Genomic DNA, 23,816 nt, shown 5'->3' on the forward strand with positions numbered 1-23,816 from the left:
ACCCGTCAACTGTGCATCGCACATAGGCCGCCGGCCAATTAAATCTGAGTGGATACTTCTTCAATCCGCAGCAGAGCCCAGGACTTCTGCTTGGAGATTGGGCGAGTTTCACAAACCGTTACCAGGTCACCCATCTTGCACTCATTCTTTTCATCATGAGCGTGAATCTTGGAAGACCGCGTAATGTACTTGCCATAGATCGGGTGCTTAACGCGACGCTCGATCAAGACGGTGATGGTTTTATCCATCTTGTCGCTTACGACTTTACCGGTGGCGGTACGGGCGCTTTTAGTGACTTCTGACATCTTAATTACCTGCCTTTTCCTGGAGCACAGTTTTTACACGTGCAATATCCTGACGGGTCTTTTTCAGAAGATGCGTCTGTGCCAACTGCCCGGTGCTTTTCTGCATGCGAAGCTTGAACTGGTCTTCCAGCAGCTGCAGCAGTTGCGAGTTCAACTCGTCGACCGATTTTTCGCGCAATTCAAGTGCTTTCATCACATCACCACCCGCTTAACAAACGTGGTCTGGACGGGAATCTTGGCAGCGGCCAAAGCAAATGCTTCACGCGCCAATTCCTCGCTAACACCTTCCACCTCGTAAAGAACCTTTCCTGGCTGAATCTGGGCTACCCAGTATTCAACGTTACCCTTACCTTTACCCTGACGAACTTCGAGGGGCTTTTCGGTAATTGGCTTATCTGGGAAAACACGAATCCAGATTTTTCCGCCACGCTTAATGTGCCGTGTCATGGCACGACGAGCAGCTTCGATTTGGCGCGCAGTGATACGACCGCGACCCACCGCTTTCAGGCCAAACTCACCAAAGCTGACCCGGCTGCCGCGATCCGCGAGTCCGCGGTTGCGACCTTTATGCTGCTTGCGAAACTTTGTACGCTTCGGCTGTAACATTTGCCTAACCCTTACTCAGAACCTTTCTTCGCTTTCGACTCAACTACTTCGTGTCTGGAACCCAGGATTTCACCCTTAAAGATCCAAACCTTGACACCAATGATGCCGTAGGTGGTCGCAGCTTCGTATGTTGCGTAGTCGATATCAGCACGCAGTGTGTGCAGAGGTACACGGCCTTCGCGGTACCACTCGGTACGGGCAATTTCTGCGCCGCCTACACGACCGCTTACCTGTACCTTGATGCCTTCAGCACCCTGGCGCATCGCATTTTGAACCACGCGCTTCATCGCGCGACGGAACATCACCCGACGCTCCAGCTGCTGTGCCACGTTTTGGGCAACCAGCTTGGCGTCCAGATCGGGCTTGCGCACTTCTTCAATATTGATGTGCACAGGTACACCCATACGCTGGCCCAGCTCGACGCGAAGTTTCTCAACGTCTTCGCCCTTCTTGCCAATAACGATGCCAGGACGAGCAGTGTGAATCGTGATCCGCGCAGTTTGTGCAGGACGCTCGATAACAATGCGGCTAACCGATGCGTGCGCAAGTTTCTCTTGCAGCAATTCACGCACTTCCATATCGGTAACCAACTGCTTCGCGTACTGCTTGTTGCCCGCGTACCAAACAGAGTTGTGATCTTTTACGATTCCCAGCCGAATGCCGGTTGGGTGTACTTTCTGACCCATGTGGTCTCTCTCCTACTAGCCTTCGCTGTCGGCAACTTTAATGGTGATATGACAAGACCGCTTAAGAATACGATCAGCACGCCCTTTCGCACGGGGCCGCAGACGCTTCATGGTCATACCTTCGTCCACAAAAATGGTCGACACCTTCAGCTCGTCGACATCTGCGCCTTCGTTGTGCTCGGCATTGGCAATCGCAGAGTTCAGCACCTTCTTGATGATGCTGGCCGCTTTCTTAGAGCTGAACGTCAATGTATCCAGCGCTTCCTCTACACCTTTGCCGCGGATCTGGTCTGCAACCAGGCGGGCTTTCTGTGCAGAGATTCTCGCGCCTTTTAAACGTGCCGCTACTTCCATCTTGATAGCCTCTCTCAGCCCAAGCTTAACGCTTGGCCTTTTTATCAGCTGCGTGACCTTTGTAGGTACGAGTCGCAGCAAATTCACCCAATTTGTGCCCTACCATGTCCTCAGAGATCAGCACAGGGACATGTTGACGACCGTTGTGGACCGCGATAGTCAAACCCACCATTTCGGGCAGGATCATAGAGCGACGCGACCAGGTTTTGATCGGACGACGGTCGTTTTTCTCTACTGCCGTTTCAACCTTCTTCAACAGATGCAGGTCGATAAACGGGCCTTTTTTCAATGAACGTGGCACAAGCTATTCCTCTTTACTCTGATTGCTACGAATCGCTTACTTGCGACGATCGCGGACAATCAGTTTGTCTGTACGCTTATTTTTACGGGTCTTATACCCTTTAGTCGGCACACCCCAAGGAGTAACAGGATGACGACCACCAGAAGTACGACCTTCACCACCACCGTGTGGGTGATCGACGGGGTTCATTGCCACACCGCGAACGGTGGGACGAACGCCGCGCCAACGCGCCGCACCGGCTTTACCCAACTTACGCAAGCTGTGCTCGCTGTTGGAAACCTCACCTAATGTCGCACGGCACTCTGAGGGCACCTTGCGCATTTCACCACTGCGCAGACGCAGGGTGGCGTATTGACCTTCGCGCGCTACCAGCTGCACTGCCGCGCCAGCGCTGCGCGCCAACTGGGCACCTTTGCCAGGCTTCATTTCAACACAGTGAATAGTGCTACCCACTGGGATGTTGCGCAGCGGCAAAGTGTTGCCGGGCTTGATGGATGCGGCTTCACCAGAAACCACCTCATCACCAGCTGACACACCCTTGGGCGCAATGATGTAGCGACGCTCGCCGTCTTTATAAAGCACGAGAGCAATAAAAGCCGTGCGATTGGGATCGTATTCCAGACGCTCAACAACACCGGGAATACCGTCTTTGTTGCGCTTGAAATCGATGATCCGGTAATGCTGCTTGTGACCACCACCAACGTGACGAGTGGTGATACGACCTTTGTTGTTGCGACCGCCATTGCGCGACTGGCTTTCTACCAGCGGCTTGAACGGACCACCTTTGTGCAGCTCGTCATTAACGACCCGAACAACAAAGCGGCGGCCGGGAGAAGTCGGTTTACTTTTTACAATTGCCATTTGACTCAGCTCCAGACTTATTCAGCAACCGCAAAGTCGATGTCTTGACCTTGCTCAAGGCGCACATAAGCTTTCTTCCAATCTGACTTCTTTGCCAAACCGAAACGGTTACGCTTAACTTTGCCTTTCATATTGACGGTACGAACATCCAGCACATTCACTTTGAACAGCTTTTCGACCGCCTTCTTGACTTCAAGCTTGGTCGCAGAAGGCAGCACCTTCAGCACCACTTGATTGTTCAGCTCTGCGCTAGTCGCTGCCTTTTCGGAAACGTGCGGGCCGAGCAGGACTTTGTAAATACGCTCTGTATTCATCCCAACAGCTCCTCGAATTTCTTCAGTGCAGCCACGGTCATTACAACCTTTTCATAGCCGATCAGGCTCACCGGATCAACGCCACTTACGTCGCGAACATCGACAGCGTGCAGGTTGCGGGCAGCCAGATACAGGTTGCCAGTCACCTCTTCGGTTACGATCAATGCATCGCTCAAGCCGTACTCACCCAGGGCCTTGACCAGCAGCTTGGTTTTGGGCTGCTCGAGAGCAAACTCCTCAACCACCACCAGGCGCTCCTGACGAGCCAGCTCAGACAAAATGGAGCGCAATGCTGCACGGTACATTTTGCGGTTAACTTTCTGGCTGTGATCCTGCGGCTTGGCAGCAAAGGTCACACCACCGGTGCGCCAAATTGGGCTGCGAGTAGTACCCGCACGGGCACGACCAGTACCCTTTTGACGCCAGGGCTTCTTGCCACCACCACTCACTTCAGAGCGGGTTTTCTGGGCACGAGTACCTTGACGAGCACCCGCCAGATAGGCAGTTACAACCTGATGAACCAGATCTTCATTAAACTCACGAGCAAACGTGGCATCAGAAACTTGAACCGTTCCACTTGCCCCGCTACCGGGTTTCGCAATACTTAATTCCACTGCTTAGCCCCCTAGGATTTTTTAGCTTTCACAGCAGGACGTACCAGTACGTCACCACCCGGCGCACCTGGAACTGCACCTTTGATAAGGATCAGGTTGCGCTCAGCGTCGACACGCACGATCTCAAGAGTCTGAACGGTTACGCGCTCAGCACCCATGTGACCAGCCATCTTCTTACCCTTGAAAACACGACCCGGAGTCTGACACTGACCGATGGAACCCGGCGCGCGATGCGACAGCGAGTTACCATGCGTTGCGTCCTGGGTGCGGAAGTTCCAGCGCTTTACACCGCCCTGGAAACCTTTACCTTTGGACTGACCAGTAACATCAACCTTTTGACCCGCCTCGAAGGCGGCAACGGTCAGCTCGGCACCCACTTCGGGAGCCTGCTCGTCTTCGCTCAGACGAAACTCCCAAAGACCGCGACCAGCCTCAACACCCGCTTTCGCGAAGTGACCTGCTTCTGCTTTAGAGATGCGTGATGCTTTACGGGCACCAGCGGTCACTTGAATCGCGCTGTAGCCTTCTGCATCTGCCGCCTTGACACGGGTAACGCGATTGGGCTCAACCTCAATCACCGTTACCGGAATAGATACGCCGTCGTCAGTAAAAATGCGGGTCATGCCGCTTTTACGACCGACCAAACCAATAGTCATTGCTCCAACCTCTCAGTGTACGGGGCTACCACCCTCTATGGCCGCGCTCTCACGCGTTACACAACCCAGGGCCAGCCCCTGAGCGGGTCTGATAATTCAGTATGTTGTTGCTTGTTAGCCGAGGCTAATCTGAACTTCTACACCAGCTGCCAGATCCAGCTTCATCAATGCATCTACAGTTTTCTCTGTAGGCTCTACGATATCCAACATGCGCTTGTGGGTGCGGATCTCGTACTGATCACGCGCATCCTTGTTCACATGGGGAGAAATCAACACTGTGTAACGCTCTTTCCGGGTCGGCAGAGGAATAGGACCTCTTACCTGCGCGCCGGTGCGCTTAGCAGTGTCTACAATCTCTTGCGTAGACGCATCAATGAGACGGTGATCAAAAGCCTTTAAACGAATGCGAATCCGTTGATTTTGCACCTGACCTAACTCCCATCCCGATAAAAAACTCGGGTTGCGCTCGGCACAGTGGCACTGGCAACCCGAAAAAAGGAAGCGGAATGTTAATGACCTAGACCGACCTTGTCAACAACTATTCGTCGGTTTTCAGAAAACTAACAATCTCACTTTTCACGTAGCGACATATCGCCGCCTGTACGGAAGGAGGAGGCGCTCAGGCCTCCTCCCTCAAAGCCCCGCAGGGCTCTATTTCGCTCGAATTACTCGACGATTTTAGCGACAACACCGGCGCCAACAGTACGGCCACCTTCGCGAATCGCGAAGCGCAGACCTTCTTCCATCGCGATAGGTGCAATCAGCGTTACATCCATCTTGACGTTGTCGCCAGGCATTACCATTTCAGTACCTTCCGGCAGCTCACACGCACCCGTTACGTCAGTGGTACGGAAGTAGAACTGAGGACGGTAGCCTTTAAAGAACGGGGTGTGACGACCACCTTCTTCTTTAGACAGTACGTAAACCTCTGCTTCGAAACGAGTGTGAGGCTTGATTGAGCCAGGCTTACACAGAACCTGACCACGCTCAACTTCGTCACGCTTGGTACCACGCAGCAGTACACCGACGTTCTCACCAGCACGGCCTTCGTCCAGCAGCTTGCGGAACATTTCAACACCGGTACAGGTGGTTTTGGTGGTGGCGTGAATACCCACGATCTCGATTTCGTCGCCAGTCTTCAGAATGCCACGCTCTACACGGCCGGTTACTACGGTACCGCGACCAGAGATAGAGAATACGTCTTCGATTGGCATCAGGAAGGGCTGGTCGATCGCGCGCTCGGGCTCAGGGATGTAAGTATCCAGCGCCTGAACCAGTTTCTTAACCGCGGTAGTACCCAGCTCGTTGTCGTCTTCGCCGTTCAGGGCCATCAGGGCTGAACCAGGAATGATCGGGGTGTCATCACCAGGGAAGTCGTAAGTGTCGAGCAGCTCACGCAGCTCCATTTCAACCAGCTCGAGCATCTCGTTGTATTCTTCAGTGCCCACGCCGCCGCAGTCTTCTGCCAGCAGGTCAGCTTTGTTCAGGAACACAACAATGTAAGGTACGCCTACCTGACGAGACAGCAGGATGTGCTCACGCGTCTGGGGCATTGGACCGTCAGTGGCACCACATACCAGGATCGCGCCGTCCATCTGGGCCGCACCAGTGATCATGTTCTTAACGTAGTCGGCGTGTCCGGGGCAGTCTACGTGGGCGTAGTGACGCTCGTGGGAATCGTATTCAACGTGAGAAGTCGCAATGGTGATACCACGCGCTTTCTCTTCAGGGGCGTTGTCGATACCGTCAAACGCGACCGCGGTACCACCAAACACTTCTGCGCAAACACGGGTCAGCGCTGCTGTCAGAGTGGTCTTACCATGGTCAACGTGACCAATGGTGCCCACGTTGACGTGGGGCTTACTACGTTCAAATTTCTCTTTTGCCACGACTTATATCCTCGTATCTAAGATGTTGAAAATCAGCCTTTATTCTTGGCGATAATTTCGTCAGCAATGTTGCGCGGAGCTTCTGCGTACTTCTCGAACTCCATAGTGAAGGTTGCGCGACCCTGAGTAGCACTACGCAAATCAGTGGCGTAACCAAACATTTCAGCCAAGGGCACTTCAGCGTTAACCACCTTGCCGGAAATACTCTCGTCCATGCCGAGAATCATGCCGCGACGGCGGTTCAAGTCACCCACCACATCGCCCATATTCTCCTCAGGCGTTACCACCTCAACCTTCATGATCGGCTCGAGCAGTACCGCACCACCCTGCTGCGCCAATCGCTTAGTTGCCATGGAGGCAGCGACTTTAAACGCCATCTCGTTGGAGTCAACGTCATGGTAAGAGCCGTCATACAGAGTCGCCTTCAGGCCGAGCAGCGGATATCCCGCCAGCACCCCGTTCTGCATCTGCTCAGAAATACCCTTCTCAACAGCTGGAATGTATTCCTTGGGAACCACACCACCGACGATTTCGTTTACAAACTCCAGACCTTCGGCATTGGCGTCTTCACCCGGCTCAAATTTGATCCACACATGACCAAACTGACCACGACCACCAGACTGACGAACAAACTTGCCCTCAATCTCACAGGTGTTGCGAATCGCTTCCCGGTAAGCCACCTGGGGCTTGCCGATATTCGCCTCAACGTTAAACTCGCGACGCATCCGGTCGACCAGGATATCCAGGTGCAGTTCACCCATACCCGAAATAATGGTCTGCCCGGTTTCTTCGTCAGTCTTAACGCGGAAAGAGGGATCTTCCTGAGCGAGCTTGCCCAGTGCAATACCCATTTTTTCCTGATCGGCCTTGGATTTGGGCTCCACCGCCACCGAGATTACCGGCTCAGGGAACTCCATCCGCTCAAGAATGATGACATTATCCGGATCACACAGCGTGTCACCCGTGGTCACATCTTTCAGACCGATGGCGGCAGCGATATCGCCAGCCAAAACCTCTTTGATTTCCTGCCGGTTATTGGAGTGCATTTGCACCATCCGGCCGACACGCTCTTTCTTACCTTTCACCGAGTTCAAGACCGCCGTACCACCCTCTAACTTACCGGAGTAAACCCGGAAGAAGGTCAAAGTGCCCACAAAGGGGTCCGTGGCAATTTTGAAAGCCAGCGCAGCGAAAGGCGCATCGTCATCGGCGACACGCTTGGCGACAGTTTCGTTTTTGTCGTCCAGGGTACCTTCGATGGCCTTAACTTCGGTGGGCGACGGCATGTACTCGATCACTGCATCCAGCACCGCCTGAACACCCTTGTTTTTGAAGGCCGAGCCACCAAAAACAGGAATAATCTCATTAGCCAGGGTCCGCATGCGGATACCCTTTTTAATATCTTCTTCAGAGAGCTCACCCTCTTCGAGATATTTTTCCATCAATTCTTCATTGGCTTCGGCCGCCGCCTCCACCATGTACTCGCGCATTTCTTCACAGATATCCTGCATGTCCGCAGGAATATCTTCGTAGGTGAAAGTCATGCCCTGGTCGTCATTGCTCCAGATAATGGATTTCATCTTGACCAGGTCGACAACACCACGAAACTCTTCTTCGGCACCAATCGTCATCTGCATGGGGACCGCATTGGCACCCAGACGATCACGAAGTTGCTTCACCACGCGAGTGAAGTTAGCGCCAGCACGGTCCATCTTATTGACGAACACCATGCGGGGAACTTCATATTTATTAGCCTGCCGCCAGACGGTTTCGGTCTGAGGCTGCACACCGGAGCTGCCGCACAACACCACCACCGCACCATCAAGCACCCGCAAGGAACGCTCAACCTCAATAGTGAAGTCAACGTGCCCAGGGGTATCGATGATGTTGATTCGATGCTGCTCGAACTGCTGCTGCATACCAGCCCAGAAGCAGGTGGTGGCCGCAGAGGTAATGGTAATACCGCGCTCCTGCTCCTGCGCCATCCAGTCCATGGTCGCCGCACCATCATGCACTTCACCGATCTTGTGAGACAGACCGGTGTAGAACAGAACGCGCTCGGTAGTGGTGGTTTTCCCAGCGTCTACGTGAGCACAGATACCGATATTCCGGTATCTGGCGATAGGCGTTTTACGTGCCACAATAAATTCCCCAAAAAGTGGATTGAATGTAGGCGATTAGAAACGGTAGTGAGAGAAAGCCTTGTTGGCCTCTGCCATGCGGTGAACATCTTCGCGCTTCTTCACTGCAGAGCCTTTGCCCTGGGAAGCGTCGATAATCTCACCAGCCAAACGCTGACGCATGGATTTTTCACCGCGGCCGCGGGAGTAATCTACCAACCAACGCATGGCCAGCGCAGTCCGACGGCTTGGACGCACTTCAACGGGCACCTGATAGGTGGCACCACCAACGCGGCGAGATTTTACTTCGACCATGGGCGCGATATTCTCCAACGCCTCATCAAAAGCCTCGATGGGATCTTTTTTCAGCCGCTCTTCAACCAGGTCCAGAGCTCCATAGACGATGCGCTCTGCAACCGATTTTTTACCGCTAACCATAACGTGGTTCATGAACTTGGCGAGAGTGAGATTTCCGAACTTGGGATCCGGCAGAATTTCTCGCTTCGCGGCGACGCGTCTTCTTGGCATGACGTGCTTTCCTCAACTTTCAGGTAAATCCAGATACTGCTTGCTCTCAATGGCGAAGGATCTGGCCTTACTCAAGGTTAATAAATGATGTTGGCGACCCGATTAGGACTTAGGACGCTTGGTACCGTACTTGGAACGAGCTTGCTTGCGGTTGTTAACACCAGAGGTGTCAAGGCTGCCGCGAACAGTGTGGTACCGCACACCGGGGAGGTCTTTAACACGACCGCCGCGGATCAGCACTACGCTGTGTTCCTGCAGGTTGTGGCCTTCGCCACCAATGTAAGATGAAACTTCGTAGCCATTGGTCAGGCGTACACGACATACTTTCCGAAGCGCTGAGTTAGGCTTCTTAGGAGTAGTGGTGTAAACACGAGTACACACACCACGACGCTGAGGACAGGCCTGCAGGGCAGGAACGTCGCTCTTAGCCGCTTTGCGTTTTCTCGGCTGACGGACCAACTGATTGATCGTTGCCATTAATAAACTCCAAAACAAAAGGCCAGCACACCAGTGATGACCACTGCACCGCCGACACGACTCGGCAGTATATAGAAAAAGAGGAGCGCGAATTCTAAAGACGCGCTCCCCTCCCGTCAAGAGAGGCCGGGCCGCTAGGCCCTTTCACTCAATTATTTTCGCTCAGGGCCTCAGTCAACGCCGCTTCGACGTCCTGGGCAGACACGCTAGGCGCCGCCTCTTCCCGCTTCAGCTTGCGCTCTTTGTGGTAAGCCAGACCGGTACCCGCCGGAATCAGACGACCAACAACCACGTTCTCTTTCAGGCCACGCAGGTGATCGCGCTTGCCGGTCACGGCAGCCTCGGTCAGCACCCGGGTGGTCTCCTGGAAGGAGGCCGCAGAGATGAAGGACTCAGTCGCCAGCGATGCCTTGGTGATACCCAGCAGCTCACGCTCGTAGGAGGCCACGATCTTGTCGGCGGCAACCAACATTTCGTTTTCTTCCTCGACCCGTACGTACTCGGCCTGCTCGCCCTTGATGAAGGAGGAGTCACCGGCGGCCAGGATATTGACCTTGCGCAGCATCTGGCGACAGATCACTTCGATGTGCTTATCGTTGATCTTTACACCCTGCAGGCGGTAAACGTCCTGAATTTCGTTAACGATGTACTTGGCAAGCTCCTCAACACCCTTCAAGCGCAGGATATCGTGGGGGCTCAGCGGACCTTCGGAAACGATCTCACCCTTCTCTACCTGTTCACCTTCGAACACGGTGAGCTGGCGCCACTTGGGAATCAGCACTTCGTAGTGATCGCTGCCATCAGCCAATGGCTTGCCATCGGCAGGCGTGATCACCAGGCGACGCTTGCCCTTGGTTTCTTTACCGAAGCTCACGGTACCGGAGATTTCAGCCAGAATGGCCGGCTCTTTCGGCTTCCGCGCCTCAAACAGATCGGCAACCCGCGGCAGACCACCGGTGATATCCCGAGTCTTGGAGCTCTCTTGCGGGATACGGGCGATGATGTCACCTACCTTCACCTCGGCACCGTTCTCCAGAGACACGATTGCCAGGTCGGAAAGGAAATAGTGCGCCGGTACGTTGGTACCCGCCAGGCACAGCTCCTCACCTTGCTTATCAACCAGGGTGATCGCCGGACGCATATCCTTACCCGCTGCCGGGCGCTCGGACTGCTCCATCACCGAAATACTGCTCAAGCCAGTCAGCTCGTCAGTTTGACGCTTAACGGTAATCCCCTCTTCCATGCCAGACATCTTCACGATACCTGCCACTTCCGTCACGATGGGGTGAGTGTGAGGGTCCCAGGTCGCCACGATGGTGCCGGCCTTCACTTCGGCGCGGTCCGCCACTTTAATGATGGCGCCATAGGGCAGCTTGTAGCGCTCGCGCTCACGGCCGTTGGCATCGGTCACCGCCAGCTCACCTGAGCGGCTTACTGCTACCAGGAAGCCATCTTCACGCTCAACATATTTCAGTTTGTGCAGACGAACCTTACCGTCTTGCTTAACCTGTACGCTGTCCACGGCAGTGGCCCGAGAAGCCGCACCACCGATGTGGAAGGTCCGCATGGTCAGCTGAGTACCGGGCTCACCGATGGACTGGGCAGCAATAACACCGACCGATTCACCGCGGTTAACCAGGTGCCCGCGCGCCAGGTCCCGGCCGTAGCACATGGAACACACACCGTGGCGAGTGTTACAGGTAATCGGCGAGCGCACTTCGATCTCATCGATACCCATCTCTTCCAGAGTGGTTACCCACTTTTCGTCCAGCATCACACCAGCGGCAACGGCCAGGTCATCGGAGCCGGGCACCAGCACATCTTTGGCGACGATACGACCCAGCACGCGGTCACCCAGGGTCTCGATGATGTCACCACCTTCGATAACCGGGGTCATCAACAGACCTTGATCCGTACCACAGTCGTCCTGGGTGATCACCACATCCTGGGCCACATCGACCAGACGACGGGTCAGGTAACCCGAGTTCGCGGTTTTCAATGCGGTATCAGCCAGACCTTTACGCGCGCCGTGAGTCGAGATGAAGTACTGCAGTACGTTCAGACCTTCACGGAAGTTCGCGGTAATGGGCGTTTCGATGATCGAGCCATCCGGCTTGGCCATCAGACCCCGCATACCCGCCAACTGACGAATCTGGGCCGGTGAACCCCGTGCGCCGGAGTCGGCATAGATGTAAACGGAGTTGAAAGAGTCCTGCTCTTCCTCTTCGCCATCGCGGTTGATAACCGACTCTTTGGACAGCCCCTCCATCATCGACTTGGAAACCAGGTCGTTGGCGCGAGACCAAATGTCGATCACCTTGTTGTATTTCTCACCCTGGGTAACCAGACCAGAGGCATACTGCTTCTCGATCTCGACCACTTCGGCATCCGCCGCAGCCACGATCTTGGCCTTGGCTTCGGGAATTTCAAAATCGTTAACACCGATGGAGGCACCGGAGCGAGTGGAATACTCAAAACCGGTGTACATCAGCTGGTCACCCAGAATAACCGTGGCTTTCAAGCCGACCTGGCGGTAGCACTCGTTCAGCAGGCGGGAGATCGCCTTTTTGGTCATGGTCTGGTTAACCATGGAGAATGGCAGACCCTCTGGCACGATTCTCCACAGCAGCACACGACCCACTGTGGTATCCACTACGGAGCGGGTCTCGCTGCGCTCGCCGTTTTCATCAAAGCTTACCTGGTGCAGGCGGCACTTAATGCGCGCTTGCAGGTGCGCGCGACCAGTGACGTAGGCGCGGTGCACTTCTTCAGGGTTGGCAAAAGCCATGGTCTCGCCGGGAGCATTCACCCGGGCGCGGGTCATCCAGTACAGACCCAATACCACGTCCTGGGAGGGAACAATGATGGGCTCGCCGTTGGCAGGCGACAGGATGTTGTTGGTCGACATCATCAAAGCACGGGCTTCGAGCTGGGCTTCCAGGGTCAGCGGCACGTGGACCGCCATCTGGTCACCGTCGAAGTCGGCGTTGTAGGCCGCACACACCAGGGGGTGCAGCTGAATAGCCTTACCTTCAATCAACACGGGCTCAAAGGCCTGAATACCCAGGCGGTGAAGGGTCGGCGCCCGGTTCAGCAACACGGGGTGTTCGCGAATGACCTCAGCCAGGATATCCCACACTTCTGGCGGCTCGCGCTCAACCATTTTCTTGGCGGCTTTAATAGTGGTCGCCAGACCGCGGGCTTCCAGCTTGCCGAAGATAAAGGGCTTGAACAGCTCGAGAGCCATCTTCTTGGGCAGACCGCACTGGTGCAGACGCAGGGTCGGACCCACCACGATAACCGAACGACCAGAGTAGTCGACGCGCTTACCCAGCAGGTTCTGACGGAAGCGGCCCTGCTTACCTTTGATCATGTCAGCCAGCGACTTCAGCGGACGCTTGTTGGAACCGGTAATGGCGCGGCCGCGGCGGCCGTTATCCAGCAGTGCATCCACCGACTCCTGCAGCATACGCTTTTCGTTGCGCACGATAATGTCAGGAGCGTTCAGATCGAGCAGACGCTTAAGACGATTGTTCCGGTTGATCACCCGACGATACAGATCGTTCAGGTCGGAGGTGGCAAAACGACCACCATCGAGCGGCACCAGCGGACGCAGGTCCGGTGGCAGTACCGGCAGCACCTTCATGATCATCCACTCGGGCTTATTACCGGAATCGGCCAGCGCTTCGATCAGCTTCAGGCGCTTGGACAGCTTCTTGATTTTGGTTTCGCTGTTGGTGGCAGGCACCTCTTCACGAAGACGGTTAATCTCTTCGTTCAGGTCCAGCTCCATCAACAGGTGCATGATGGCTTCGGCACCCATTTTGGCAACGAAGTCATCACCGAATTCTTCCATGGCGTCGAAGTATTGCTCGTCGCTCAGCAGCTGACCCTTTTCCAGCGTCGTCATGCCGGGGTCAGTCACCACATAGGATTCGAAGTAGAGAATGCGCTCGATATCCCGCAGGGTCATATCCAGCAGCAAACCAATCCGGCTGGGCAGCGACTTCAGGAACCAGATGTGAGCGACGGGGCTGGCCAGCTCAATGTGGCCCATGCGCTCCCGACGCACTTTGGCCAGCGCGACTTCAACACCACATTTTTCACAGATTACGCCGCGGTGCTTCAGGCGCTTGTACTTACCGCACAAGCACTCATAGTCTTTCACCGGGCCAAAAATCTTGGCGCAGAACAAACCGTCCCGCTCGGGCTTGAAGGTACGATAGTTGATGGTTTCCGGCTTTTTCACTTCGCCGAATGACCAGGAGCGAATCAGCTCCGGTGACGCCAGACCAATCCGAATAGAGTCGAATTCGTCGGTCTGCTGTCCCTGTTTCAATAGATTCAATAAATCTTTCAAGGCCGTTCCTCCGCAAGGGGTTTAATCAGGCGCCGCACTTTTTCAAGTCGGCGCCCCTTGCCAAATGTTGTGGGTGTTATTCCGTGTCCAGCTCGATATTGATACCGAGGGAGCGGATTTCTTTAACCAGTACGTTGAAAGACTCGGGCATGCCCGGCTCCATCCGCTGGTCACCATCAACAATGTTTTTGTACATCTTGGTACGACCGTTCACGTCGTCCGACTTGACGGTCAGCATCTCTTGCAGGGTATAGGCGGCACCGTAAGCTTCCAGCGCCCAGACCTCCATTTCCCCGAAACGCTGGCCACCGAACTGGGCCTTACCACCCAACGGCTGCTGGGTAACCAGGCTGTACGATCCGGTAGAACGCGCGTGCATTTTGTCGTCAACCAGGTGGTTCAGCTTGAGCATGTACATGTAGCCCACGGTCACCGGACGGTCGAACTCCATCCCGGTACGGCCGTCATACAGCTTCAACTGACCACTCTCCGGCAGCTCGGCCAAGCTGAGCAGCTTCTTGATTTCACCCTCATCGGCGCCATCAAACACCTGAGTTGCCATGGGCACGCCGCCGCGCAAATTGCTGGCCAGCTCGACAATTTCAGCATCGCTGAAGCTATCCAGCTCTTCTTTCCGACCTGCGCCGTCGTTGTAAATTTCGCCCAGGAAGTTGCGAACTTCGGCCACTGCACGCTGCTGCGTCAGCATGTCATTGATCTTACGACCCAGCCCTTTGGCTGCGAGGCCCAGGTGGGTTTCCAGAATCTGACCAACGTTCATCCGCGAGGGTACACCCAGCGGGTTCAGCACGATGTCCACCGGCTCACCGTTTTCGTCGAAGGGCATGTCTTCAACCGGCATGATGACCGAGATAACACCCTTGTTACCGTGACGACCTGCCATTTTGTCACCGGGCTGAATGCGACGCTTGATCGCCAGGTAAACCTTGACGATTTTCAGCACACCAGGGGCCAGATCATCGCCAGTGGTCAGCTTGCGCTTCTTGTCTTCAAAGCGCTCTTCCAGGCTCTTGCGGTGAGCGGCCAGCTGCTTCTCCGCATCGTCCAGCAGGGCGTTGAGACCCTCCTCTTCCATACGCAGCTTGAACCAATCATCCTTCTTCAAAGCATCCATTTGTGCGTCAGACAGAGCATCGCCTTTCTTCACACCGGGGCCACTCAGGGCCTTCTGGCCTTTCAGTGAACGCGCCAGGTGAGCGTAGGTTGCCTCTTCGACGATGCGGTACTCTTCGTTCAGGTCCTTACGGAACTGGTCGAGCTGCATCTTCTCGATTTCGAGGGCACGCTTGTCTTTTTCCAGGCCATCACGGGTGAACACCTGAATATCGATGACCGTACCCTTGGTGCTGGAGGGCACCCGCAGGGAGGTATCTTTAACGTCAGAAGCCTTTTCACCGAAGATAGCGCGCAGCAGCTTTTCTTCCGGTGTCAGCTGAGTTTCGCCCTTTGGCGTAACTTTGCCGACCAGAATGTCGCCGGGGCCCACTTCTGCACCGATATAAACAATGCCGGATTCATCCAGATTCGCCAGCGCGCCTTCACCAACATTAGGAATATCCGCGGAGATTTCCTCGGGCCCCAGCTTGGTGTCACGGGCAATACAGGTCAGTTCCTGAATGTGAATGGTGGTGAAGCGATCCTCCTGAACAACCCGCTCGGACACCAGAATGGAGTCCTCAAAGTTGTAACCATTCCAGGGCATGAAGGCGATACGCATGTTTTGCCCCAGGGCCAATTCACCCAGGTCAACTGACGGGCCATCCGCCATGATATCGCCGCGCTCAACCGTATCACCTTCGCGCACAATCGGACGCTGGTTGATACAGGTGTTCTGGTTAGAGCGGGTGTACTTGGTCAGGTTGTAGATATCAACCGGCGGCTGACCGACCTGAACCTCGTCGTTGTTCACCCGCACAACAATGCGCGAAGAGTCGACGCTGTCGATCACACCACTGCGGCGGGCAACCACACACACACCGGAGTCGGAAGCCACATAACGCTCAAAACCAGTCCCTACCAGCGGCTTGTCGGCACGCAGAGTCGGCACCGCCTGACGCTGCATGTTCGAGCCCATCAGTGCCCGGTTAGCATCATCGTGCTCCAAGAAGGGAATCAGTGACGCTGCGACGGAGACCACCTGCTTGGGCGATACATCCATGTAGGTCACTTTTTCTGGCGGCATTACGGTGAATTCGTTCATGTGACGAACCGCAACCATCTCGTCGGTCAGTTCGCCCTTGTCGTTCATCACCGCAGACGCCTGGGCGATTACCTGCTCGGCCTCGTTAATAGCCGACAGATACTCGATTTCATCGGTGACCTTGCCATCGATAACTTTGCGGTAGGGGCTCTCGAGGAAACCGTATTCATTGGTACGCGCGTAAGTTGCCAGCGAGTTGATCAGACCGATGTTCGGCCCTTCAGGCGTCTCGATAGGACAGACCCGACCGTAGTGGGTGGGGTGTACGTCACGTACCTCAAAGCCCGCACGCTCACGGGTCAGACCGCCCGGCCCAAGCGCGGAAACACGACGCTTGTGAGTGATTTCCGACAGCGGGTTGTTCTGGTCCATAAACTGGGACAGCTGAGAAGAGCCAAAGAACTCTTTCACCGCAGCAGCCACCGGCTTGGCATTGATCAAATCCTGAGGCATCAGGCCTTCGCTTTCAGCCATGGACAAACGCTCTTTAACGGCGCGCTCCACCCGAACCAGACCCACGCGGAACTGGTTTTCGGCCATTTCGCCCACCGAGCGGATACGGCGGTTACCCAGGTGATCGATATCGTCGACCACACCTTTACCGTTACGGATATCCACCAGCGTTTTCAGCACGGCAACGATATCGTCTTTGTCCAGCGTGCCGGCCCCTTCAATCTCTTCACGGTGCAGACGGCGGTTGAACTTCATCCGGCCAACGGCAGAGAGGTCGTAGCGCTCTGCAGAGAAGAACAGGTTCTGGAACAGGTTTTCAGCAGACTCTTTGGTCGGCGGCTCGCCGGGGCGCATCATCCGGTAGATTTCCACCAGCGCTTCCAACTCGCTAGCAGTGGGGTCAATGCGCAGGGTCTCACTGATGAACGGACCGCAATCCAGTTCATTGGTGTACAAGGTTTCGATTTCAGAAACGCCTGCCTCAGACAAGGTCTCGAGGATTTCGGCGGTGATTTCTGTGTTGCAGTTGAACAGCAGCTCACCGGTTTTGGTATCAATGATGTCTTTTGCCAGAGAGCGACCGATCAGGTACTCGACCGGCACTTCCAGTTCCTTCAGGTTGGATTTCTCCAACTGGCGGATATGACGAGCAGTAATACGGCGACCGGTCTCAACGATAACCTCGCCGTCTTTACCACAAATATCGAAGGTCGCCACTTCACCGCGCAGACGCTCGGGAATCAGCTCAATGGTAAAACCGCCTTTATCGGACAGCTTGAAGGTGTTCACGTCGAAGAACACACCCAACACTTCCTCGGCAGTCATACCCAGAGCGCGCAGCAGAATGGTCGCCGGCAGCTTACGACGACGGTCGATACGGACGTAGACCAGGTCCTTGGGGTCGAACTCAAAGTCCAACCAGGAACCGCGGTAAGGAATCACCCGGGCGGAGTACAGCAGCTTGCCTGAAGAGTGGGTCTTGCCGCGGTCGTGATCAAAGAAAACACCTGGCGAGCGATGCAGCTGGGAAACAATAACCCGCTCGGTGCCGTTGATCACAAACGTGCCGTTCTCGGTCATGAGCGGAATCTCGCCCATGTACACTTCTTGCTCTTTGATATCTTTGATGCTTTTGTTCGCTGAATCCTTGTCGTAAATGATCAGCCGAACTTTTACCCGCAGGGGCACGGAGTAGGTTACTCCCCGCAGCTGGCACTCGCTCACATCAAAAGCGGGAGCACCCAGAACGTAATCCACATACTCCAGCGCAGCATTGCCGGAGTAACTGACGATTGGGAATATTGATTTAAACGCGGCATGCAGGCCATGCTCACCACGTTCGGCAGCGGGCACACCCTGCTGCGTAAACTTCTTGTAGGAATCCAACTGGATCGCAAGGAGGAAGGGCACGTCCATGACGTGCGGCATCTTGCCAAAGTCCTTGCGGATACGTTTTTTCTCTGTGTACGAGTAAGCCATCAGTACTCCCCAGCATCATTACCTGACGCAGACGCAATCGGCGTAAGCATCGTTAGTGCAGCAACACGCGGCTGCCACGGGTCAGGACTTAACCCAACCGAAAATTCTCAAACAGCGAAAGGCCGGCGGGAAAACCCGCCAGCCTCGCTTGAGATTGACCGTCGCCGGTCAACAAGCAACTTACTTGAGCTCGACGCTTGCGCCAGCTTCTTCCAGCTCTTTCTTCGCTTTTTCTGCATCGTCTTTAGAAGCAGCTTCTTTAACAGTAGAAGGCGCGCCATCTACCATTTCTTTTGCTTCTTTCAGACCCAGGCCAGTGATGGCGCGAACTGCTTTGATGACGTTAACTTTCTTCTCACCAGCGCTGGTCAGAACAACGTCGAACTCAGTTTGCTCTTCAGCGGCAGCACCAGCGTCAGCAGCAGCGGCAACAGGTGCAGCGGCTACAGCAGCAGCGGCAGAAACGCCGAATTTTTCTTCCATTGCAGAGATCAACTCTACGATGTCCATCACGCTCATTTCAGCGATTGCATTCAGAATGTCGTCTTTTGACAGAGCCATGTTAAAACTCCCTACTGTGTCAGTACTAAAAAATAAAAACCGTTAACAAATGCTGCGATTAAGCAGCTTCTTTCTGATCGCGAACTGCGGCCAGTGTACGAACCAATTTGCCAGGCACTTCGTTCATGGTACGAACCAGCTTGGTTACCGGCGCTTGCATCACACTCATCAGCATGGACAGTGCTTGCTCGCGGGTCGGCAGCTTGGCCAGAACGTCCAGTTGGTCTGCACCCATCAATTGGCCACTTACCGCCAGTGCTTTTACTTCAAAGTTTTTGTGGTCTTTCGCAAAATCTTTAAAGATACGCGCCGCAGCACCGGGATCTTCCATCGAGAACGCCAACAGAGAGGGACCTTTAAAGGCCGTCTCAGCGCACTCAAAATCAGTACCCTTCAGAGCCAGCTTGGCCAATGTGTTACGCACAACGCGCACATCCACATTCGCCGCACGGGCTTGCTTGCGGAGCTCTGTCATCTGGCTTACCGAACACCCACGGGCGTCAGCAATAACCAGCGACAATGCACTTACGGCAGTCTCGTTAACACCAGCAACAATTGCTTTCTTGTCTTCGAGTCTTAATGCCACTTGGATAACTCCTGGATTTGTCAGTTAATTACCGTAAATCCGTGCGTTTCCGCGCGAACCCTTACTTGGTGAACAAATCCGTTCCACCATCTGCGTAGGTCGGTGCCGGTAAGGTCGCCAAAGCGACACACCTATTAAGGAAATCAACCCTTTCAGGCATTTCTCCACCTACGGTCTTTGATGGCCTTTGTTTCTTGACACAGCAGGTCAATGTCAAAGACCCCAAAGCTTTCGGAGCGATACTGCCACCCCGAAATTCAAAGCCAGCGCTACCAATGGCAGCGCCGACCAATAACAATTACGCCGACAGGCTGCTCTGATCGATTACCAGGCCGGGCCCCATGGTGGAGGACAGCGTGATTTTCTTCAGGTAAACGCCTTTGGCTGAAGAGGGCTTGGCGCGCTTCAGATCTGAAAGCAGCGCTTCCAGGTTTTCTTGCAGCGCGTTGGCTTCAAACTTGATGCTGCCGATAGCACCGTGAATGATGCCGTTTTTGTCGGTGCGGTAACGAACCTGACCAGCCTTGGCATTTTTCACTGCAGTTTCAACATCGGGAGTCACAGTGCCGGTTTTAGGGTTTGGCATCAGGCCACGAGGACCCAGAACCTGACCCAACTGGCCCACAACGCGCATCGCATCTGGAGAAGCTACTACAACGTCGAAATCCATCATGCCGCCTTTGATTTGCTCGGCCAGATCTTCCATGCCGACGAAATCAGCACCAGCAGCCTTGGCTTTCTCGGCGTTGTCGCCCTGAGTGAACACCGCAACGCGCACTTCTTTACCGGTGCCGTGGGGCAACGTGGTCGCACCGCGAACAGCCTGGTCGGATTTACGCGCATCAACACCCAAGTTAACGGCAACATCAACCGCTTCAGAAAATTTCACAGTAGAAACCTCTTTCAGCAGGGCAACAGCTTCAGCGACAGAGTATGTTTTGCCGGGAACCAGCTTTTCACGAATTGCCTTTTGGCGCTTGCTCAGCTTAGCCATTACACACCCTCCACTTCGATACCGGCAGCACGGGCGCTACCAGCAATAGTACGAACAGCCGCATCCATATCTGCCGCAGTCAGGTCGGGCATTTTCAGGGTGGCGATCTCTTCCAGCTGGGCACGGGTCACCTTGCCCACTTTCTTGGTGTTGGGGGTACCAGAGCCGCTCTTAACACCTGCAGCCTGCTTGAGCAGGTAAGATGCCGGCGGCGTCTTGGTCACAAAAGTGAAGCTACGATCAGAGTAAACTGTGATCACAACCGGGATCGGCATGCCTTTTTCCATGCTTTGCGTTTCAGCATTGAAGGCCTTGCAGAATTCCATGATGTTCACACCGTGCTGACCCAGAGCGGGACCAACCGGTGGACTGGGGTTGGCGGCACCAGCGGCCACCTGCAGCTTGATATAAGCCTGAATTTTCTTTGCCATTGTTTTCTCCTGTTTGGGTAATAACGCCTCAAAGTCTCGCGACTTATCAACGGCTCCCCGTTATGTCCGCTAAACGCGTGATGGGAGACGGGGAACGCTGTAGCTTTAGCGTTTTCCGTCTCCCGCCCAGCATCCAGCGCCTTAAGTCTTCTCGACCTGGCCGAAATCCAATTCGACCGGGGTAGAACGACCAAAAATCAGCACCGCCACATGCAGACGGTTCTTTTCGTAGTTCACTTCTTCAACAACGCCATTAAAGTCGTTGAAGGGGCCATCGATAACCCGAACCATTTCGCCGGGCTCGAACAGCGTCTTGGGCTTGGGCTTATCACCACTTTCCACACGCTGCAGAATAACGTTGGCTTCTTTTTCAGTAATGGGGGCTGGCTTGTCCGCCTTCCCACCAATAAAGCCCATGACCCGAGGAGTCTCTTTCACCAGATGCCAGGTCTCGTCATCGAGCTCCATCTGGATCAGCACATAGCCGGGGAAAAACTTGCGCTCACTTTTGCGCTTCTGCCCGCCTCGCATCTCCACCACCTCTTCAGTGGGGACCAGCACCTCGCCGAACCGCTCATCAAGACCAGAAAGGACGATTCGCTCTTTCAGTGCCGAAGCAACTTTTTTCTCATACCCGGAGTAGGCATGTACTACATACCAACGCTTTGCCATCACCCCACCTCTAGCCGATTACCATCGAGGCCAGCCAACCCAGCAGAGAGTCCAAGCCCCACAGGATCAAAGCGGCAATCAAGACAAATGCCACAACAATCAGGGTTGTTTGCGTACTCTCCTGGCGTGTTGGCCAGACCACCTTGCGAATCTCGGTGCGCGCGCCTTTCAACAACGCAACAAATGCCGCACCTTTAACAGTGAGCGAAGCAATAAATCCGGCAACACCCGCCAGCGCCAACAGAGCCAACACCCGATACAGCAGCGACTCGCCAGAGAAATAAATATTACCGCCGATACCTGCCGCCACCAGCAGCAACACCACCAGCCATTTGAGACCGTCAAGCCGACCAGCGTCTTCCGCCTTAGCTACCATTGATCCGACCATATCCTTTTTGCTAAGCGCAAAACACCACTTCGCGTCTGCGAAGCGGTGTCTACGTAAGTGGCAGGCCAGGAGGGACTCGAACCCCCAACCCCCGGTTTTGGAGACCGGTGCTCTACCAATTGAACTACTGGCCTACAGTTGCCGACCCAAAAGGTCGGCATAATTGCTCAAAATATCGAATTACTCGACGATTTTAGCGACAACACCGGCGCCAACAGTACGGCCACCTTCGCGAATCGCGAAGCGCAGACCTTCTTCCATCGCGATAGGTGCAATCAGCGTTACATCCATCTTGACGTTGTCGCCAGGCATTACCATTTCAGTACCTTCCGGCAGCTCACACGCACCCGTTACGTCAGTGGTACGGAAGTAGAACTGAGGACGGTAGCCTTTAAAGAACGGGGTGTGACGACCACCTTCTTCTTTAGACAGTACGTAAACCTCTGCTTCGAAACGAGTGTGAGGCTTGATTGAGCCAGGCTTACACAGAACCTGACCACGCTCAACTTCGTCACGCTTGGTACCACGCAGCAGCACACCGACGTTCTCACCAGCACGGCCTTCGTCCAGCAGCTTGCGGAACATTTCAACACCGGTACAGGTGGTTTTGGTGGTGGCGTGAATACCCACGATCTCGATTTCGTCGCCAGTCTTCAGAATGCCACGCTCTACACGGCCGGTTACTACGGTACCGCGACCAGAGATAGAGAATACGTCTTCGATTGGCATCAGGAAGGGCTGGTCGATCGCGCGCTCGGGCTCAGGGATGTAAGTATCCAGCGCCTGAACCAGTTTCTTAACCGCGGTAGTACCCAGCTCGTTGTCGTCTTCGCCGTTCAGGGCCATCAGGGCTGAACCAGGAATGATCGGGGTGTCATCACCAGGGAAGTCGTAAGTGTCGAGCAGCTCACGCAGCTCCATTTCAACCAGCTCGAGCATCTCGTTGTATTCTTCAGTGCCCACGCCGCCGCAGTCTTCTGCCAGCAGGTCAGCTTTGTTCAGGAACACAACAATGTAAGGTACGCCTACCTGACGAGACAGCAGGATGTGCTCACGCGTCTGGGGCATTGGACCGTCAGTGGCACCACATACCAGGATCGCGCCGTCCATCTGGGCCGCACCAGTGATCATGTTCTTAACGTAGTCGGCGTGTCCGGGGCAGTCTACGTGGGCGTAGTGACGCTCGTGGGAATCGTATTCAACGTGAGAAGTCGCAATGGTGATACCACGCGCTTTCTCTTCAGGGGCGTTGTCGATACCGTCAAACGCGACCGCGGTACCACCAAACACTTCTGCGCAAACACGGGTCAGCGCTGCTGTCAGAGTGGTCTTACCATGGTCAACGTGACCAATGGTGCCCACGTTGACGTGGGGCTTACTACGTTCAAACTTTTCCTTTGCCATTGCGACAGTCTCCTAGCGGACCTTTTCGTCTAGTCACTACAAAAAGACAAAAGCCGACCACTCGGCTTTTGTCGCCATAAATAATGGAGCTCATAACCGGACTTGAACCGGTGACCTCTTCCTTACCAAGGAAGTGCTCTACCGACTGAGCTATATGAGCACCGCAATCGTTTAACAGCCAGCGCAAACTGGAGCGGGTAGCGGGAATCGAACCCGCACCATCAGCTTGGAAGGCTGAGGTTCTACCATTGAACTATACCCGCTAAAAAAACTTTTTCGCCGGCACTATTTCAGCAAGTAGTGGTGGTGGGGGGTGGATTCGAACCACCGAAGCTTGCGCGTCAGATTTACAGTCTGATCCCTTTGGCCACTCGGGAACCCCACCACAAAAAAGCGAAACATTTTGCTTAGCGCTCAATAACTTGTCAATAAATTACCAACAAGCACTTCAATTCTTTTGAGCTGCAAGCGGAGTGATTGGAGCTGGCGAGAGGAGTCGAACCCCCGACCGGCTGATTACAAGTCAGCTGCTCTACCAACTGAGCTACGCCAGCGC

Annotated in this window: 24 protein-coding genes and 5 tRNA genes; all 29 read right to left on the reverse strand. The window is 54.7% G+C overall.

Annotation, left to right across the window (positions count from 1 at the left end; all coding sequences use genetic code 11):
- Positions 1-38: 38 nt before the first annotated feature.
- Entirely contained in the window at positions 39-305 is a 267-nt protein-coding gene (gene rpsQ / locus NCG89_RS07540) for a 30S ribosomal protein S17 (protein ID WP_251089146.1), read from the reverse strand.
- A gap of 1 nt (position 306) precedes the next feature.
- Positions 307-498 carry a 50S ribosomal protein L29 gene (gene rpmC / locus NCG89_RS07545; RefSeq protein ID WP_251089147.1) on the reverse strand — a complete coding sequence of 64 codons (192 nt, stop codon included), beginning with the start codon at positions 496-498 and terminating at the stop codon, positions 307-309.
- Entirely contained in the window at positions 498-911 is a 414-nt protein-coding gene (gene rplP, locus NCG89_RS07550) for a 50S ribosomal protein L16 (protein ID WP_251089148.1), read from the reverse strand. The genes rpmC and rplP overlap by 1 nt, the downstream gene beginning before the upstream one ends.
- Positions 912-922: 11 nt before the next feature.
- Positions 923-1,597: a 30S ribosomal protein S3 gene (gene rpsC / locus NCG89_RS07555; RefSeq protein WP_251089149.1), complete on the reverse strand. Its 675-nt coding sequence runs from the start codon at positions 1,595-1,597 to the stop codon at positions 923-925.
- Positions 1,598-1,612: 15 nt separating this feature from the next.
- Positions 1,613-1,951 carry a 50S ribosomal protein L22 gene (gene rplV / locus NCG89_RS07560; protein ID WP_251089150.1) on the reverse strand — a complete coding sequence of 113 codons (339 nt, stop codon included), beginning with the start codon at positions 1,949-1,951 and terminating at the stop codon, positions 1,613-1,615.
- Between the two features lie 25 nt (positions 1,952-1,976).
- Positions 1,977-2,252, reverse strand: a complete 276-nt coding sequence (gene rpsS / locus NCG89_RS07565) for a 30S ribosomal protein S19 (protein ID WP_251089151.1) — start codon at positions 2,250-2,252, stop codon at positions 1,977-1,979.
- A gap of 36 nt (positions 2,253-2,288) precedes the next feature.
- A complete protein-coding gene (gene rplB / locus NCG89_RS07570) occupies positions 2,289-3,113 on the reverse strand; it encodes a 50S ribosomal protein L2 (protein ID WP_251089152.1) in 825 nt (274 codons plus the stop codon).
- A 17-nt stretch (positions 3,114-3,130) separates the two neighbouring features.
- Complete coding sequence (gene rplW, locus NCG89_RS07575; RefSeq protein ID WP_251089153.1) at positions 3,131-3,427, reverse strand: 50S ribosomal protein L23; 297 nt, start codon at positions 3,425-3,427, stop codon at positions 3,131-3,133.
- Entirely contained in the window at positions 3,424-4,041 is a 618-nt protein-coding gene (gene rplD, locus NCG89_RS07580) for a 50S ribosomal protein L4 (protein WP_251089154.1), read from the reverse strand. The genes rplW and rplD overlap by 4 nt, the downstream gene beginning before the upstream one ends.
- A gap of 11 nt (positions 4,042-4,052) precedes the next feature.
- Complete coding sequence (gene rplC / locus NCG89_RS07585) at positions 4,053-4,697, reverse strand: 50S ribosomal protein L3 (RefSeq protein WP_251089155.1); 645 nt, start codon at positions 4,695-4,697, stop codon at positions 4,053-4,055.
- A gap of 114 nt (positions 4,698-4,811) precedes the next feature.
- Positions 4,812-5,123 carry a 30S ribosomal protein S10 gene (rpsJ, locus tag NCG89_RS07590; protein ID WP_251089156.1) on the reverse strand — a complete coding sequence of 104 codons (312 nt, stop codon included), beginning with the start codon at positions 5,121-5,123 and terminating at the stop codon, positions 4,812-4,814.
- Between the two features lie 239 nt (positions 5,124-5,362).
- Positions 5,363-6,586, reverse strand: coding sequence for an elongation factor Tu (gene tuf, locus NCG89_RS07595; protein ID WP_251089157.1), 1,224 nt, complete (start codon positions 6,584-6,586; stop codon positions 5,363-5,365).
- Positions 6,587-6,618: 32 nt separating this feature from the next.
- The gene (gene fusA, locus NCG89_RS07600) at positions 6,619-8,727 is read right to left on the reverse strand and encodes an elongation factor G (protein WP_251089158.1); all 2,109 of its coding nucleotides are present in this window, start codon (positions 8,725-8,727) and stop codon (positions 6,619-6,621) included.
- A 36-nt stretch (positions 8,728-8,763) separates the two neighbouring features.
- Entirely contained in the window at positions 8,764-9,234 is a 471-nt protein-coding gene (rpsG, locus tag NCG89_RS07605) for a 30S ribosomal protein S7 (RefSeq protein ID WP_251089159.1), read from the reverse strand.
- A gap of 102 nt (positions 9,235-9,336) precedes the next feature.
- Positions 9,337-9,711 carry a 30S ribosomal protein S12 gene (gene rpsL / locus NCG89_RS07610; RefSeq protein ID WP_251089160.1) on the reverse strand — a complete coding sequence of 125 codons (375 nt, stop codon included), beginning with the start codon at positions 9,709-9,711 and terminating at the stop codon, positions 9,337-9,339.
- A 148-nt stretch (positions 9,712-9,859) separates the two neighbouring features.
- Positions 9,860-14,071, reverse strand: a complete 4,212-nt coding sequence (rpoC, locus tag NCG89_RS07615) for a DNA-directed RNA polymerase subunit beta' (RefSeq protein WP_251089161.1) — start codon at positions 14,069-14,071, stop codon at positions 9,860-9,862.
- Positions 14,072-14,147: 76 nt separating this feature from the next.
- Entirely contained in the window at positions 14,148-18,224 is a 4,077-nt protein-coding gene (rpoB, locus tag NCG89_RS07620; RefSeq protein WP_251089162.1) for a DNA-directed RNA polymerase subunit beta, read from the reverse strand.
- Between the two features lie 180 nt (positions 18,225-18,404).
- Positions 18,405-18,785, reverse strand: a complete 381-nt coding sequence (gene rplL / locus NCG89_RS07625; protein WP_251089163.1) for a 50S ribosomal protein L7/L12 — start codon at positions 18,783-18,785, stop codon at positions 18,405-18,407.
- Positions 18,786-18,843: 58 nt separating this feature from the next.
- Positions 18,844-19,371 carry a 50S ribosomal protein L10 gene (gene rplJ, locus NCG89_RS07630; protein ID WP_251089164.1) on the reverse strand — a complete coding sequence of 176 codons (528 nt, stop codon included), beginning with the start codon at positions 19,369-19,371 and terminating at the stop codon, positions 18,844-18,846.
- Positions 19,372-19,669: 298 nt separating this feature from the next.
- A complete protein-coding gene (gene rplA, locus NCG89_RS07635; protein WP_251089165.1) occupies positions 19,670-20,365 on the reverse strand; it encodes a 50S ribosomal protein L1 in 696 nt (231 codons plus the stop codon).
- Entirely contained in the window at positions 20,365-20,796 is a 432-nt protein-coding gene (gene rplK, locus NCG89_RS07640; RefSeq protein WP_251089166.1) for a 50S ribosomal protein L11, read from the reverse strand. The genes rplA and rplK overlap by 1 nt, the downstream gene beginning before the upstream one ends.
- Positions 20,797-20,937: 141 nt before the next feature.
- Positions 20,938-21,468, reverse strand: coding sequence for a transcription termination/antitermination protein NusG (nusG, locus tag NCG89_RS07645; RefSeq protein ID WP_251089167.1), 531 nt, complete (start codon positions 21,466-21,468; stop codon positions 20,938-20,940).
- A 10-nt stretch (positions 21,469-21,478) separates the two neighbouring features.
- The gene (gene secE, locus NCG89_RS07650; RefSeq protein ID WP_251089168.1) at positions 21,479-21,844 is read right to left on the reverse strand and encodes a preprotein translocase subunit SecE; all 366 of its coding nucleotides are present in this window, start codon (positions 21,842-21,844) and stop codon (positions 21,479-21,481) included.
- Between the two features lie 70 nt (positions 21,845-21,914).
- A tRNA-Trp gene (locus NCG89_RS07655) sits at positions 21,915-21,990 on the reverse strand.
- A gap of 46 nt (positions 21,991-22,036) precedes the next feature.
- On the reverse strand, positions 22,037-23,260 hold the full coding sequence (gene tuf / locus NCG89_RS07660) for an elongation factor Tu (RefSeq protein WP_251089157.1): 1,224 nt from the start codon (positions 23,258-23,260) through the stop codon (positions 22,037-22,039).
- An 84-nt stretch (positions 23,261-23,344) separates the two neighbouring features.
- Positions 23,345-23,420 (reverse strand) — tRNA-Thr (locus NCG89_RS07665).
- 29 nt (positions 23,421-23,449) lie between these two features.
- A tRNA-Gly gene (locus tag NCG89_RS07670) sits at positions 23,450-23,523 on the reverse strand.
- Positions 23,524-23,561: 38 nt separating this feature from the next.
- Positions 23,562-23,645 (reverse strand) — tRNA-Tyr (locus tag NCG89_RS07675).
- 93 nt (positions 23,646-23,738) lie between these two features.
- Positions 23,739-23,814, reverse strand: a tRNA-Thr gene (locus NCG89_RS07680).
- Positions 23,815-23,816 lie beyond the last annotated feature (2 nt).

It is taken from the genome of Spongiibacter taiwanensis, from assembly GCF_023702635.1.
GTDB classification, from domain to species: domain Bacteria; phylum Pseudomonadota; class Gammaproteobacteria; order Pseudomonadales; family Spongiibacteraceae; genus Spongiibacter; species Spongiibacter taiwanensis.

Coding starts and splice junctions, on each gene's coding strand:
- rpsQ (WP_251089146.1), bottom strand. CDS start 305: ATGTCAGAAGTCACTAAAAGCGCCCGTACCGCCACCGGTAAAGTCGTA.
- rpmC (WP_251089147.1), bottom strand. CDS start 498: ATGAAAGCACTTGAATTGCGCGAAAAATCGGTCGACGAGTTGAACTCG.
- rplP (WP_251089148.1), bottom strand. CDS start 911: ATGTTACAGCCGAAGCGTACAAAGTTTCGCAAGCAGCATAAAGGTCGC.
- rpsC (WP_251089149.1), bottom strand. CDS start 1,597: ATGGGTCAGAAAGTACACCCAACCGGCATTCGGCTGGGAATCGTAAAA.
- rplV (WP_251089150.1), bottom strand. CDS start 1,951: ATGGAAGTAGCGGCACGTTTAAAAGGCGCGAGAATCTCTGCACAGAAA.
- rplB (WP_251089152.1), bottom strand. CDS start 3,113: ATGGCAATTGTAAAAAGTAAACCGACTTCTCCCGGCCGCCGCTTTGTT.
- rplW (WP_251089153.1), bottom strand. CDS start 3,427: ATGAATACAGAGCGTATTTACAAAGTCCTGCTCGGCCCGCACGTTTCC.
- rplC (WP_251089155.1), bottom strand. CDS start 4,697: ATGACTATTGGTTTGGTCGGTCGTAAAAGCGGCATGACCCGCATTTTT.
- rpsG (WP_251089159.1), bottom strand. CDS start 9,234: ATGCCAAGAAGACGCGTCGCCGCGAAGCGAGAAATTCTGCCGGATCCC.
- rpsL (WP_251089160.1), bottom strand. CDS start 9,711: ATGGCAACGATCAATCAGTTGGTCCGTCAGCCGAGAAAACGCAAAGCG.
- rpoB (WP_251089162.1), bottom strand. CDS start 18,224: ATGGCTTACTCGTACACAGAGAAAAAACGTATCCGCAAGGACTTTGGC.
- rplL (WP_251089163.1), bottom strand. CDS start 18,785: ATGGCTCTGTCAAAAGACGACATTCTGAATGCAATCGCTGAAATGAGC.
- rplA (WP_251089165.1), bottom strand. CDS start 20,365: ATGGCTAAGCTGAGCAAGCGCCAAAAGGCAATTCGTGAAAAGCTGGTT.
- rplK (WP_251089166.1), bottom strand. CDS start 20,796: ATGGCAAAGAAAATTCAGGCTTATATCAAGCTGCAGGTGGCCGCTGGT.
- nusG (WP_251089167.1), bottom strand. CDS start 21,468: ATGGCAAAGCGTTGGTATGTAGTACATGCCTACTCCGGGTATGAGAAA.
- secE (WP_251089168.1), bottom strand. CDS start 21,844: ATGGTAGCTAAGGCGGAAGACGCTGGTCGGCTTGACGGTCTCAAATGG.
- tuf (WP_251089157.1), bottom strand. CDS start 23,260: ATGGCAAAGGAAAAGTTTGAACGTAGTAAGCCCCACGTCAACGTGGGC.